Source organism: Cupriavidus sp. 09_S30, assembly GCF_056930435.1.
The window spans coordinates 3,673,230-3,686,845 of record NZ_JBXOWI010000001.1 but is presented as its reverse complement, the minus strand read 5'-3'; the positions used below and the strand labels follow the sequence as shown (position 1 = coordinate 3,686,845).

The 13,616-nt window shown below is 68.6% G+C and carries 15 protein-coding genes; all 15 read left to right on the top strand.

Going from position 1 to position 13,616, the window contains the following annotated elements; genetic code table 11:
* The first annotated feature begins 63 nt into the window (after positions 1–63).
* Positions 64–531: a MerR family transcriptional regulator gene (locus AC1Z3O_RS17250; protein ID WP_483516922.1), complete on the top strand. Its 468-nt coding sequence runs from the start codon at positions 64–66 to the stop codon at positions 529–531.
* A gap of 115 nt (positions 532–646) precedes the next feature.
* Entirely contained in the window at positions 647–1,123 is a 477-nt protein-coding gene (locus AC1Z3O_RS17245; protein WP_483516921.1) for a PaaI family thioesterase, read from the top strand.
* A gap of 153 nt (positions 1,124–1,276) precedes the next feature.
* The gene (gene aceK, locus AC1Z3O_RS17240; RefSeq protein WP_483516920.1) at positions 1,277–3,103 is read left to right on the top strand and encodes a bifunctional isocitrate dehydrogenase kinase/phosphatase; all 1,827 of its coding nucleotides are present in this window, start codon (positions 1,277–1,279) and stop codon (positions 3,101–3,103) included.
* Positions 3,100–3,771: a carbonate dehydratase gene (gene can / locus AC1Z3O_RS17235; RefSeq protein ID WP_483516919.1), complete on the top strand. Its 672-nt coding sequence runs from the start codon at positions 3,100–3,102 to the stop codon at positions 3,769–3,771. Before aceK ends, can begins: the two co-directional genes overlap by 4 nt.
* A 44-nt stretch (positions 3,772–3,815) precedes the next feature.
* On the top strand, positions 3,816–4,997 hold the full coding sequence (locus tag AC1Z3O_RS17230; protein ID WP_483516918.1) for an acetyl-CoA C-acetyltransferase: 1,182 nt from the start codon (positions 3,816–3,818) through the stop codon (positions 4,995–4,997).
* A gap of 73 nt (positions 4,998–5,070) precedes the next feature.
* The gene (locus tag AC1Z3O_RS17225; protein ID WP_483516917.1) at positions 5,071–5,751 is read left to right on the top strand and encodes an SDR family oxidoreductase; all 681 of its coding nucleotides are present in this window, start codon (positions 5,071–5,073) and stop codon (positions 5,749–5,751) included.
* Between the two features lie 8 nt (positions 5,752–5,759).
* Positions 5,760–6,002, top strand: a complete 243-nt coding sequence (locus AC1Z3O_RS17220; protein WP_483516916.1) for a helix-hairpin-helix domain-containing protein — start codon at positions 5,760–5,762, stop codon at positions 6,000–6,002.
* A 7-nt stretch (positions 6,003–6,009) separates the two neighbouring features.
* Positions 6,010–7,140, top strand: coding sequence for an acyl-CoA dehydrogenase family protein (locus AC1Z3O_RS17215; protein WP_483516915.1), 1,131 nt, complete (start codon positions 6,010–6,012; stop codon positions 7,138–7,140).
* Positions 7,141–7,190: 50 nt separating this feature from the next.
* Positions 7,191–7,850, top strand: coding sequence for a DsbA family protein (locus tag AC1Z3O_RS17210; protein ID WP_483516914.1), 660 nt, complete (start codon positions 7,191–7,193; stop codon positions 7,848–7,850).
* A complete protein-coding gene (locus tag AC1Z3O_RS17205; RefSeq protein WP_483516913.1) occupies positions 7,847–8,533 on the top strand; it encodes an HAD family hydrolase in 687 nt (228 codons plus the stop codon). The genes AC1Z3O_RS17210 and AC1Z3O_RS17205 overlap by 4 nt, the downstream gene beginning before the upstream one ends.
* Before the next feature lie 8 nt (positions 8,534–8,541).
* On the top strand, positions 8,542–8,970 hold the full coding sequence (locus tag AC1Z3O_RS17200) for a YchJ family metal-binding protein (protein WP_483516912.1): 429 nt from the start codon (positions 8,542–8,544) through the stop codon (positions 8,968–8,970).
* Between the two features lie 42 nt (positions 8,971–9,012).
* On the top strand, positions 9,013–9,888 hold the full coding sequence (locus AC1Z3O_RS17195) for a dienelactone hydrolase family protein (RefSeq protein WP_483516911.1): 876 nt from the start codon (positions 9,013–9,015) through the stop codon (positions 9,886–9,888).
* A 246-nt stretch (positions 9,889–10,134) separates the two neighbouring features.
* The gene (bioA, locus tag AC1Z3O_RS17190; protein WP_483517642.1) at positions 10,135–11,577 is read left to right on the top strand and encodes an adenosylmethionine--8-amino-7-oxononanoate transaminase; all 1,443 of its coding nucleotides are present in this window, start codon (positions 10,135–10,137) and stop codon (positions 11,575–11,577) included.
* Complete coding sequence (bioF, locus tag AC1Z3O_RS17185) at positions 11,567–12,811, top strand: 8-amino-7-oxononanoate synthase (RefSeq protein ID WP_483516910.1); 1,245 nt, start codon at positions 11,567–11,569, stop codon at positions 12,809–12,811. Before bioA ends, bioF begins: the two co-directional genes overlap by 11 nt.
* Entirely contained in the window at positions 12,808–13,593 is a 786-nt protein-coding gene (gene bioD / locus AC1Z3O_RS17180) for a dethiobiotin synthase (protein ID WP_483516909.1), read from the top strand. The genes bioF and bioD overlap by 4 nt, the downstream gene beginning before the upstream one ends.
* Positions 13,594–13,616: the final 23 nt, after the last annotated feature.

Here is a 13,616-nt window from a genome sequence, read left to right as displayed (position 1 = left end):
TCGTCAATCTTAAGCGAAAACTTCATTCCGCATCGAACGACCGTTCATTTTTTTCGAGGCGCCATGCCATCCAGCCAGACCACAACCTACACCATCACCGACCTCGCCCGCGAGTTCGAGGTGACGCCGCGTGCCATCCGCTTCTACGAGGACCAGGGCCTGCTGTCGCCCGAGCGGACCGGTGCCGGCGGCCGCACGCGCGTGTACAACGCGCGCGAGCGTACCCGCCTGAAGTTGACGCTGCGGGGAAAAAGGTTGGGGCTTACTCTCAATGAGATCCACGAAATCCTTGATCTTTATGAGTCCCCGGGTGACACCGTGCCGCAACTCGAACGCTTCCTCCATGCGCTGGCGGGCCACCGCAGCGCGCTGGAGCGCCAGCTCGAGGACCTGCAGGCCCAGTTGGCGGAGATCGACCAGCACGAACAGCATTGCCGAGGGCTGCTGCAGGCTCAGCTGGAGGCGCGGCAGCCGGCAAAGCCTGCACGCGGGGAGGAGGGTGCGGACCGGAACGGAGCCGAACGGCACTGAGCCGTGCCCGATGCCGGGACGTCCAGCGAGGTTTCCCAGCTTTGATTGACGTTTACGTAAACGTAAATAAAATACACTGGTCTGTTGGATGCCGGACCAACCAGGAATCTGCCCGATGACTACCTTGCCCCACTATGCCACGCAGTCCGAATCCGACCCGCTGAGCGCGCAGCGCGTCGAAGCCATCGCGGCCAGCTTTGCGCGCCAGGGCTTGATGACCACCTTCGGCGCCACCTTGGCGCGGGTCACTTATGGCGAGGTCGAGATCGCCATGCCGTGGTCGGAAGGCGTCACCCAGCAGCACGGCTTCTTCCACGGCGGCACGGTCGGCGCGCTGGCCGACAGCGCCTGCGGCTATGCGGCGCTGTCGGTGGCGGCCGAGGGCGAGGCGGGGCTGACCGCCGAGTACAAGATCAACCTGCTGTCCCCGGCGCGGGGCGAGCGGCTGGTGGCGGTGGGCCGGGTGATCAAGCCGGGCCGGACGCTGATCGTCGCTCAGGGCGACGTCTTTACCGAGACCGCCGGGCAGCGCAAGGCCGTGGCCACCATGCTGATGACCCTGTGCGTCGTGCGCACGCTGGATCATGTCTGAACCGAGGCTGCGACAGGAGGTGCTGCAGCAGGCGCATGCGGCGCGCGGGCGGGCCGTCGCCGGCGCGGCCGTCGGCACGGCGGGCCATCCGCTGCGAAGCCGCGAGCGAACCCAATTACAATTCTTGTAACCCCCCTCGTGCGCCCGTCCGTCATGTCCCACTTCCCCAAGCTGCTGTCCTCGCAGATCGCCTACGACGTGGCGCGGACCATGCTGGACGGCTTCGACAAGCACTACCGCCTGTTCCGCGAGGCCAGCCATCGGGCGAAGGTGAAGTTCGAGGCGGGCGACTGGCTGGGCGTGCACCGGATCCAGCGCGACCGCATCGACTTCTACAATGAGCGCGTGCGCGAGACCAGCGTGATCCTGGAGGACGAGTACGACGCCGAGAACATCGAGGACGAGATCTGGCAGCAGATCAAGCTGCACTACATCGGCCTGTTGACCAGGCATCACCAGCCCGAGCTGGCCGAGACCTTCTTCAACTCGGTGTGCACGCGCATCCTGCACCGCTCGTATTTCAACAACGACTTCATCTTCGTGCGCCCGGCCATTTCGACCGAGTACATCGAGAACGAGGAGTCGACGACCAGGCCCACCTTCCGCGCCTACTATCCGGGCAGCCACGAGGGCATGGCCGCCTGCTTCGAGCGCATCGTTTACAACTTCCAGCTCGAGCGACCTTTCGAGGACCTGCGCCGCGACATCGGCTACGTGTTGCGCGCGATCAGCGAGCATTTCGGCGAATTCCGCATCGCGCCGAATTGCCAGGTGCACGTGCTGTCCTCGCTGTTCTTCCGCAACAAGACGGCCTTTATCGTCGGCCGCATGCTCAACGGCGACCGCGGCTACCCGCTGGTCATCCCGATCGTGCACGGGCCCTCGGGCAAGCTGGTGCTGGACACCGTGCTGCTGAGGAAGGAGCAGGTCCAGGTCCTGTTCTCCTTCACCCATTCCTATTTCATGGTCGACATGGAGATCCCGTCGGCCTACGTCACCTTCCTGCGCGACCTGATGCCGCGCAAGCCGCGCGCGGAGATCTATACCTCGCTGGGGCTGCAGAAGCAGGGCAAGAATCTTTTCTACCGCGATTTCCTGCACCATCTGCAGCATTCGTCGGACAAGTTCATCATCGCGCCGGGCATCAAGGGCCTGGTGATGCTGGTGTTCACGCTGCCTTCGTATCCCTATGTCTTCAAGGTGATCAAGGACTTTTATCCAGCGCCCAAGGAAACCACGCGCGAGCAGGTCGAGTCGAAGTACCAGCTCGTCAAGCAGCATGACAGAGTCGGGCGCATGGCCGATACGCTGGAGTACTCCAACGTGGCCTTCCCGCTGTCGCGCTTCGACGATGCGCTGGTGCGCGAACTGGAGCAGCACGCGCCGTCGATGATCGAGTACCAGCGCGCCAAGGACGGCGGCGAGGAGATCGTGGTGCGCCACCTGTACATCGAGCGCCGCATGACCCCGCTGAACATCTGGCTGCGTGAGGGCACCGACGAACAGGTCGAGCACGGCATCATCGAGTACGGCAATGCCGTCAAGGAACTGATCGCGGCCAATATCTTCCCGGGCGACATGCTGTACAAGAATTTCGGCGTCACGCGGCACGGGCGGGTGGTGTTCTACGACTACGACGAGATCGAATACCTGACCGACTGCAACGTCCGCCGCGTGCCGCAGCCGCACAACGAGGAAGAGGAAATGTCCGACGAAATCTGGTACACCGTGCATCCGCACGATATCTTTCCGGAGACCTACCGCACCTTCCTGCTTGGCGACCCGAGAGTGCGCGCCGCCTTCCTGCGGCACCACGAGGATTTCTTCGACCCTGCCATGTGGCAGAGCCACAAGGACCGGCTGCTGGCCGGCCAAATACACGACTTCTATGCTTATCACCCTTCGCAACGCTTCATCAACCGCTATGGAAACGCCGCCCCTCATGGAGACGGCGGTGCGCATGCAAGGAGGGCAGCATGAATGACGCGATCGCCCAGTTGTTCCACAACAACCGCGAGTGGGTCGACAGCGTCAACGCCGAAGACCCGACCTTTTTCACGCGCCTGGCCAACCAGCAGGCGCCGGAATACCTGTGGATCGGGTGCTCCGATTCGCGCGTGCCCGCCAACCAGATCCTCGGCCTGGCGCCGGGCGAGGTCTTCGTCCACCGCAATATCGCCAATGTGATCGCCCACAGCGACCTGAACGCGCTGTCGGTGATCCAGTTCGCCGTCGATGTGCTCAAGGTGCGCCATATCACCGTGGTCGGCCACTATGGCTGCAGCGGCGTCAAGGTGGCGCTCAAGCGTGAGCGCATCGGCCTGGCCGACAACTGGCTGCGCCACGTGCGCGACGTGGCCGACAAGCATGAGGCCTATCTCGGCACCATCCTGCGCGAAGAAGATGCCTACACCCGCCTGTGCGAGCTGAACGTGATCGAGCAGGTCAGCAACATCTGCCACACCACCGTGCTGCAGGACGCCTGGGCGCGCGGGCAGGACGTGACCGTGCACGGCTGGATCTACGGCGTGTCCGACGGCCTGCTGCGCGACCTTGGCATGGCCGTCAGCAGCAGCGAGGAATTGATTGAGCAACAGCAGGCGGCTTACCGGCAGTTCGGCGAGCCGCCGCAGGCGTCGATCCGCTGAACGCGGCGCCATCCCCCCCACCCGATCATCGCAAGGAGACACAAATGCAAGACCCTATCGTCATCGTATCGGCCGTCCGCACGCCCATGGCGGCCTTCCAGGGTGAGTTCGCCTCGGTTACGGCGCCTCAGCTCGGCGCCACCGCCATCCGCGCCGCGGTGGAGCGCGCCGGACTGAAGCCGGAGCAGATCGAGGAAGTGGTGTTCGGCTGCGTGCTGCCTGCCGGCCAGGGCCAGGCGCCGGCGCGCCAGGCTGCGCTCGGCGCCGGTCTGCCGCTGTCGGTGGGCTGCACCACGGTCAACAAGATGTGCGGCTCCGGCATGCGCGCGGCCATGACCGTGTACGACAGCCTGATCGCCGGCTCCTACGAGATCGCCGTGGCGGGTGGCATGGAAAGCATGACCAATGCGCCCTACCTGGTGCCGAAGGCACGCGGCGGCTACCGCATCGGTCACGGCATGATCTATGACCACATGATGATGGACGGCCTCGAGGACGCCTACGACAAGGGCCGCGCCATGGGCACCTTCGGCGAGGACTGCGCCGCCAAGTACGGCTTCACGCGCGAGCAGCAGGACGCCTTCGCCATCGAGAGCGTGCGCCGCGCCCAGCAGGCCACTGAGAACGGCGACTTCCGCTGGGAGATCACGCCGGTGACGGTGTCCGGCAGGGGCGGCGACACCGTGGTCGACACGGACGAAGGCCCGCGCCGCATCAAGCTCGACAAGATCCCGGCGCTCAAGCCCGCCTTCGCCAAGGACGGCACCATCACCGCAGCCTCGTCGTCGTCGATCAACGACGGCGCCTCGGCGCTGGTGATGATGCGCGAATCCACCGCCCGCCAGCTCGGCCTGACACCGCTGGCGCGCATGCTGGGGCACACCACCCATGCGCAGGCACCGGGCTGGTTCACCACCGCGCCGGTGGAGGCGATCGCCAAGCTGTACCGCAAGCTGGACTGGAACACCGACAGCGTCGACCTGTTCGAGATCAACGAGGCCTTTGCCGTGGTGCCGATGGCCGCCATGCACGACCTGAAGATCTCGCGTGAGAAGGTCAACATCCATGGCGGCGCCTGTGCACTGGGCCACCCCATCGGTGCCTCGGGCGCGCGTATCATGACCACGTTGATCGGCGCGCTGCGCAAGACCGGCGGCAAGCGCGGCGTGGCCAGCCTGTGCATCGGCGGCGGCGAGGCTACCGCCGTGGGCATCGAGATCGTCTGATGCCGCATCGCGGGCCTGGTGCCGCAGCGTGCCAGGCCCGCTCGCCAACCCATCCTGAGAGAGGAGCCAAGCCGTGTCCACTGTCCTGATTCTCGGTGCCTCGCGGGGCATCGGCCTGGAATTCGTGCGCCAGTACCGCGCCGAAGGCCACCGCGTGATCGCCACCGCGCGCAGCGAGGCCGGCATCGATGCGCTGCGCGCGCTCGGCGCCGAAGCGCACCGGGTCGACCTGACCGACTCTTCGGCCGTGGCCGGCCTGGGCTGGAAGCTCGACGGCGAGTCGCTCGATGTCGCGATCTACAACGCCGGCGTGATCGGCACGCACAACGAGGGCGCGCAGCCGGTGCTGCAGCAGGACTTCGACCAGGTAATGCACGTCAATGTGCTGGGCCCGATGATGGCGCTGCCGCTGCTGCTGCCCTTCGTCGAGGCCGGCCGTGGCGGCCAGGGCGGCGTGCTCGCCGTGCTGTCGTCGCGCATGGGCAGCATGGGCGCGATGGACAACAACCGCAGCTGGCTCTACCGCACCAGCAAGGCGGCGGCGAACGCGGTGCTCAAGGGCGTCTCGCTCGATGCGCGCCTGGCGACCTGCGTGGCGTTGCACCCGGGCTGGGTCCGCACCGATATGGGCGGCGCCGGCGCCGACCTGTCGGTGGAGGAAAGCGTGGGCGGCATGCGGCGCGTGCTGGCCGGCGTGACGCGCGATGACAACGGCAGCTTCCGCGCCTACGACGGCGCCGTGCTGCCCTGGTGAGCGCGGCCATGCGGTTTCCGGCGCACGAACGCGGCGCGCTGCTCGCGCTCAAGGGTGTCGGGCCTGCCGTGATCGGCCGGCTCGAGCAACTTGGCTACCATAGCCTGGCCGGCCTGCGCGGCGCCACCGTGGAAGAAGTCGTGCGCGGCGCCGCGGCGCTGAGCGGTTCCACCTGCTGGCGCAACAGCCCGCAGGCGCGCGCGGCCATCGGCGCGGTGCTGGCCCTGGCCGAGGGCCGATCCAACGAGTAAGAAAGATATGCTGCTGACCCCCGAACAGGAAATGATCCGCGATGCCGTGCGCCAATTCGCGCAGCAGGAGATCGCACCCCACGCCGCGCAATGGGACCGCGACGGCGTGTTTCCCGAAGATGTGCACCGCCAGCTCGCGGCGCTGGGCGCCTATGGCGTGGCGGTCCCCGAGCAGTACGGCGGCGCCGGCATGGACTACCTGTCGCTGGCGCTGATCCTGGAAGAGATCGCCGCCGGCGATGGTGGCACTTCTACCGTGATCAGCGTCAACAACTGCCCCGTGTGCAGCATGCTGATGGCATTCGCCAGCGAGCAGCAGAAGCAGCAATGGCTGGTGCCGCTGGCGCGCGGCGAGATGCTGGGCGCCTTTTGCCTGACCGAGCCACATGTGGGGTCCGACGCATCGGCGCTGCGCACCACGGCGCGCCGCGACGGCGATTTCTATGTGCTCGACGGCGTCAAGCAATTCATCACCAGCGGCAAGAACGCCGACGTGGCAATCGTGCTGGCGGTGACCGACAAGGCGGCCGGCAAGCGCGGCATCAGCGCCTTCCTTGTGCCCACGGACACGCCCGGCTACATCGTGGCGCGGCTGGAAGACAAGCTGGGCCAGCATTCGTCCGATACCGCGCAGATCGTCTTCGAGAACTGCCGCGTCCCCGCGGCCAACCTGCTGGGCGAGGAGGGCGGCGGCTATAAGATGGCCCTGTCCGGCCTGGAGGGCGGCCGCATCGGCATCGCCTCGCAGAGCATCGGCATGGCGCGCGCGGCGCTGGAGGCGGCGCTGGCCTATGCCAAGGAGCGCGAGAGCTTCGGCCAGGCGCTGTTCCAGCACCAGGCGGTGCAGTTCCGCCTGGCCGAGATGGCGACGCGCGTGGAGGTGGCCCGCCAGATGGTCTGGCACGCCGCCTCGCTCAAGGACGCCGGCCGGCCCTGCCTGAAGGAAGCCGCCATGGCCAAGCTGTTCGCCAGCGAGATGGCCGAGCGGGTCTGCTCGGATGCCATCCAGGTGTTCGGCGGCTACGGCTACGTCAGCGATTTCCCGGTCGAGCGCATCTACCGGGACGTGCGCGTCTGCCAGATCTACGAAGGCACCAGCGACATCCAGAAGATCCTGATCGCGCGCGCGCTGGCCTGAGGCCAGCGGCGCAACCATCCAGGCAGATCCCACCAGCGGAACCACCCGACATGACAGCCGCCATCGACTTCTATTTCGATTTCTCCTCGCCGTACGGTTACTTCGCCAGCACCCGCATCGATGAACTCGCGCAGAAGTACGGGCGCAATGTGGCCTGGCACCCGATCCTGCTCGGCGTGGTGTTCAAGACCACCGGCAGCTCGCCGCTGCCGCAGGTGCCGCTCAAGGGCGACTACGCCTGGCGTGACTTCGAGCGCACCGCGCGCTTCCACGGCATCGAATACAAGCGGCCGAAGCACTTCCCGCTGCCGACCACCCAGGCCGCACGCGCCATGCTGTGGCTGCAGAATCACCATGGCGACGATCTGGCAGCGGCCTTTGCCAAGGCGGTCTATCATGCGTTCTTCGTCGAGGACATCAATATCGCCGAGCCGGCCGAACTGGTGAAGATCGCCGATGCGATCGGCATCGACGGCCGCGCGATGGATGCCGGCACCAGCAGCCCCCAGATCAAGGAGCAGCTCAAGGCCGAGATCGACGTGGCGATGGCCAAGGGCGTGTTCGGCTCGCCCTTCGTCATCATCGATGGCGAGCCCTTCTGGGGCTTCGACCGCTTCGACCAGATCGAAGCCCACCTCAAGAGCGGGCGACCCACCGTGCTGCGCGCCGTGGAGCCGCCCGATACCGGCAAGGAAAAGAAACCCGCATGAAGGCAGTAACCCCGCAGGACGCGCGCAAGTTCGATTGCGTGATCTTCGATTGCGACGGCGTGCTCGTCGATAGCGAGCCCATCGTCAACCGCGTGCTCAACCAGATGCTCAATGAACTCGGCATCGACATCACGCTGGAGGACTCCACGCGGATGTTCCTCGGCCGCGCCGTGCGCGAGGAGCTCGACAACATCGCGCGCATGCGCGGCGCGCCGCTGCCGGAAAACTGGTTGTCGACCTGGCTGGCGCGGCGCAATGCCGTGCTCGAGGCCGAAGTGGCAGCCGTCGAGCACGTGCGTGACGCGGTGGCGGCCATCGCCGCCACCGGCATGCCCGTGTGCGTGGCCTCGGGGGCGGACCGCATCAAGGTCAAGCTGCAGCTGGGCCGCACCGGCCTGCTCGAACTGTTCCAGCAGGATGCGCGTGAACATGTCTTCTCCGCCACCGAGGTGGAGCGCAGCAAGCCGGCGCCGGATGTCTACCTGCTGGCGGCCGAGACCATGGGTGTGGCGCCGGCGCGCTGCGCCGTGGTCGAGGACAGCCCCACCGGCGCCACCGCCGGCAAGGCGGCGGGCATGACGGTGTTCGGCTACGCCGCGCGCAACGATGCCATCCTGCTACGCGAGGCGGGCGCCAGCGCGATCTTCACCGATATGCGCGAACTGCCGGCCCTGGTGCTGTGAGCGCGGCGATGGCGGGCAAGGCTGGCAAGGCGGCCGCCGCACAGCAGGCCTGTCCCTGCGGTGGCAATGACTACGCAAGCTGCTGCGGGCGTTTCCATCGCGGCGAGGCGCTGCCCGCGGACGCGCAGACACTGATGCGCTCGCGCTACAGCGCCTACGTGCTGGGCGAGACCGAGTGGCTGCGGCAGAGCTGGCATCCGTCCACCTGCCCTGCGGACCTGGCGCCCGACCCGGCCACGCGCTGGCTCGGCCTGGAGGTCAAGTCCCACCTGCAGCGCGATGCAGACCACGCCGAAGTGGAGTTCGTCGCGCGTTACAAGATCGGCGGACGCGCCTGGCGGCTGCATGAGCGCAGCCGCTTCGTGCACGAACCGCGTGCGGCCGGTGAGCCCGCACGCTGGCTCTACGTCGACGGCGACATGCTCGGAGAGGACTGATGGACGCGCCCTCATTCCCTCACCACGCCTAAGGCATTGCCCGTGTCAGCCAGGCGCCGATCCTCCCTCGCGCTTGTCGCCACCGCCGTCCTGCTCTGCGCCGGCGTGGGCGGGCCTGCGCCTGCCCGCGGCCAGTCGCTGCCCGTGGAGGAGGAGGTGGTCCAGGTGCCCAAGCCGGCCGGGCCCTTTATCGTCGAACTCGAGGCCACCGTCTTCAAGCCGCCGGGAGAGGGGCCGTTCCCGCTGGTGGTGATCAACCACGGCAAGGCGCGCGGCAGGCCCGCCTTCCAGGCGCGCGCACGCTACGCGGCGCAAAGCGCGGAATTCGTCCGGCGCGGCTACGCGGTGATCGTGCCCATGCGCCAGGGCTTCGCCAAGTCCGGCGGCCCGTATATCGGCGGCGGCTGCAACGCGACCCGCAACGGGCTGGCGCAGGCCGAGGATGTGGTGGCCGCGCTCGAGTATATGCGCACCCAGCCCTATGTCGACATGAGCCGCATCATCGTCATCGGGCAGTCGCACGGCGGCCTGACCACCATGGCCTTCGCCACGCTGAACTATCCCGGCGTACGCGGCGTGATCAACTTCTCCGGCGGCCTGCGCGACGATGCCTGCGCCGGCTGGCAGTCGGACCTGGTCGAGACCTTCGCCGGCTACGGCCGCCTGGCCCGTTACCCCTCACTCTGGCTCTACGGCGACAACGACAGTTACTGGCCGCCACCGCTGCCGGACCGGATGTTCGAGGCCTACCGCAGCGAAGCGCAGGGCGCCGCGGCCGACACGCGCCTGGTGGATTACGGCAGCTTCGAGGACGACGCGCACCGCCTGTTCGGCAGCCGCGCCGGCATTCCGGTCTGGTTGCCGGAGGTGGCGAGCTTCTTCCGCGAGCTCGGACTGCCTTTCGATCCGCTTCCTTGAAAAAAGTCACGGCGCACGTTGCATGCAGTAGGCGGCGTGTCGCGCGAAGCGGGTATTAAGTCTCTGGTTTTTTCGTGCATCAGTGAGTAAGTTGCCGTTAACTCGCGAGACTGCGTGGGTTTGCCAAGCGCTCGCCGACCTTCCTAAGATGGGCCTCCGCAAACCGCACGGGGGTGCCGACCTGGCATCCGTGCGCACGGTCAACGAAGGAGGGTCCTCTTGGCACACCCGACGGCACACCCGACAATCCAGCACCCCGACCAGCCCGGGGCCTACTCCCAGCCGACGCTGGGCCAGCGCAGCCAGCAGGCTGTCTGGCATCCCTGCACCCGCCTGCGCCCGCCGCCTTCGGCCGGCATGCCGCCGCTGGCCATCGCGCGTGGCGAAGGCCCCTGGCTGTTCGACACGGAAGGGCACCGCTACTTCGATGCCACCAGCTCCTGGTGGGTGAACCTGTTCGGCCACGCCAACCCCGCCATCAATGCCGCGCTGCGCGCCCAGCTCGACACCATCGAGCACGTGATGCTGGCCGGCTGCACCCACGCGCCCGCAGTGGAGCTGGCCGAGCGGCTGCGCGCACTGACCGGCGGCGCGCTCGGCAATGCCTTCTATGCGTCCGACGGCGCCTCGGCGGTGGAGATCGCGCTGAAGATGAGCTTCCACTTCTGGCGCAATACCGGACTGCCCGCCAAGCGCGAGTTCGTCTGCCTGCGTAACAGCTATCACGGCGAGACCGTGGGCGCACTCGGTGTGACCGACGTGGCCGTCTTCCGCGACGCCTATGCGCCGCTGCTGATGCAGTCGCACGTGGTGATGTCGCCCGATGCGCGCCAGGCCGGGCCGGGCGAAAGCGCAGCCGATGTGGCCGCGCGCGCACTGGCCGAGCTCAAGGCGCTGTTGAGCGAGCGCGGCGGCCAGATTGCCGCGCTGATCGTCGAGCCCCTGGTGCAATGCGCCACCGGCATGGCCATGTACGATCCCGCCTATCTCGACGGCGCGCGCGCGCTGTGCGACCGCTACCGCGTGCACCTGATCGCCGACGAAATCGCCGTCGGGTGCGGGCGCACCGGCACCTTCTTCGCCTGGGAGCAGGCGCGGGGCCAGGGCGAGTCCGGCGCGGCGCCGCTCCCCGCGCACCTGTGGCCGGATTTCCTGTGCCTGTCCAAGGGCATCAGCGGCGGTTATCTGCCGCTATCGCTGGTGCTGTCGCGCGATGCCATCCAGCAGGCCTTCGTTGCCGACGACGTGGCGCGCAGCTTCCTGCATTCGCATTCCTACACGGGCAACCCGCTGGCCTGCCGCGCCGCGCTGGCCACGCTCGACCTGTTCGTGCAGGAGGACGTGCTCGTGCGCAACCGCGAGCGCGCGCACTGGCTGGCCGAGGCCATGGCCGGCCTGGCCGCCGATCCGCGCCTGGCGCACGTGCGCCAGCGCGGCCTGATCTGGGCCGCCGACGTGCGTCCGGAACTGGCCGGCCCCGATTTCGCCGCGCGCTTCCACCAGGCGGCGCTGTCGCGCGAGCTGCTGATCCGGCCGCTGGGCAACACGCTCTACGTGCTGCCGCCCTATGTGTTCGATGCCGGCCAGGCACGCTGGCTGGCTGGCCAGCTGCAGGCCACGCTGGACGCCGTGCTGGCGCCCGCCGCGGCCGGCGCATCCCATCGCGAGGAGAGTCTCGATGCTGCTTGATCACCTGAAGCGCGCCGCCGACGCGCGCGCCGCCAGCGCGCTGACGCGCCGGCGCCGTACCGCCCATACCGTCTGCGCGCCCTGGCAGGACATCGCCACGGATGGCGCACCCGAAGCCGGCCAGGCGCGGCGCCTGCTGACCTTCTGCAGCAACGACTATCTCGGCCTGGCCAGCCATCCCGAGGTGGCCGAAGCCTTGATCGACGGCGTGCGCCGCTATGGCGCCGGCAGCGGCGCCTCGCACCTGGTCAGCGGCCATTCGCTGGCGCACGCGCAACTGGAGGCGGAGCTGGCACGCATGCTGGCGCCGCACATTCCACAGGCGGGCGCGCTCTATTTCTGCACCGGCTACATGGCGAACCTCGCCGTGCTGACCGCGCTGGGCACGGCCGAGGCCACGCTGTTCAGCGAGGCGCTCAACCATGCCTCGCTGATCGACGGCACGCGCCTGGCGCGGGCGGCCGTGCAGCGCTACCCGCACGGCGACCTGGCAGCGCTCGACGCCCAGCTGCGAGAGTGCACCAGCCCGCTCAAGCTGATCGTCACCGACAGCGTGTTCAGCATGGACGGCGACATCGCCCCGCTGGCCGGACTGCTGGCGCTGGCCGAGCAGCACGACGCCTGGCTGATCGTCGACGACGCGCACGGCTTCGGCGCGCTGGGCGAGCAGGGCCGCGGGGTGCTCGCGCACCTGGGCCTGGCCTCCGAGCGCTTCATCTACATCGGCACGCTGGGCAAGGCCGCCGGCGTGGCCGGCGCCTTCGTAGCGGCACATCCGCTGGTGATCGAGCATCTCGTCAACGCCGCCCGGCCCTATATCTACACCACCGCCGCGCCGCCGGCCGTGGCGCACGCGCTGCTGGCCAGCGTGGCGCTGATCGCGGGCCAGGAGGGCGAGCGCCGCCGCGCGGCACTGGCGCAGCGCATCGCCGAACTGCGCGCTGGGCTGGCGCCGCTCGCCGCCGCCGCCGGCTGGCAGCTGCCGGCCAGCGATACCGCCATCCAGCCGCTGATCATCGGCGACAACGACGCCGCGCTGGCGCTGTCGGCCGCGCTGGAGGCCGATGGCATCCGCGTCGGCGCCATCCGGCCGCCCACGGTGGCTGCCGGCACGGCACGCCTGCGCATCACGCTGTCGGCCGCCCACAGCGCCGACGATGTGCGCGCCTTGCTGGCCGCGCTCGGCCGGCATGCGCGCACCGACGGCGCCGCGCAGGCGTGGGAGGCCGCATGACGGCCGCACTGCCCGCCACGCTGCGCCCGGCCTCGCTGGCCTGCTTCGTCACCGGCACCGATACCGGGGTCGGCAAGACGCATTCCAGCGCCACGCTGCTGCACGCGCTGCGCGCCGCGGGCTACCGCGCCGCCGGCATGAAGCCGGTGGCAAGCGGAACCGAATGGCGCGATGGCCAGTGGCACAACGACGATGTGGCGCAACTGCGCGCGGCCGGCTCGGTTGAGGTGGCGCTCCACGAGACCTGCCCCTTCCTGCTGCGCACGCCGTGCTCGCCCCACCTGGCCGCCGCCGCCGAGGGGGCCCGCATCACGCCCGGTCCCATCCGTGCCGCGTTCGCCGCGCTGCGCCGCCAGGCAGAAGCCGTGGTGGTGGAGGGCGTAGGCGGCTTCCAGGTGCCACTGCACCTGCCCGAGGGCGGCGATGGCGATGGCGCCGGCGCCGGCTGGGACACCGCCGACCTGGCCGCCATGCTTGGCCTGCCGGTGGTGCTGGTGGTCGGCGTGCGCCTGGGCTGCCTGAACCACGCCATGCTGACCGCCGCTGCCGTGCGCGCGCGCGGGCTGACCCTGGCCGGCTGGATCGCCAACCGGGTTGACCCGGACATGGCGCTGGCCGACGAAAACATCGACACCCTGCGCGCGGCGCTGGGCGCGCCTTGCCTGGGCGAGCTGCCCTGGCAGCTGGCGCCTGCCGAGGCCGCGGCCAGGCTGGACCTGGCGCCGCTGCTGGCGGCCTGCGCGCAGGCCGGCGCGGGCGCTGCCGCACCCCATTTCAACTGAACAACCATCTTCGAAGCGAGACA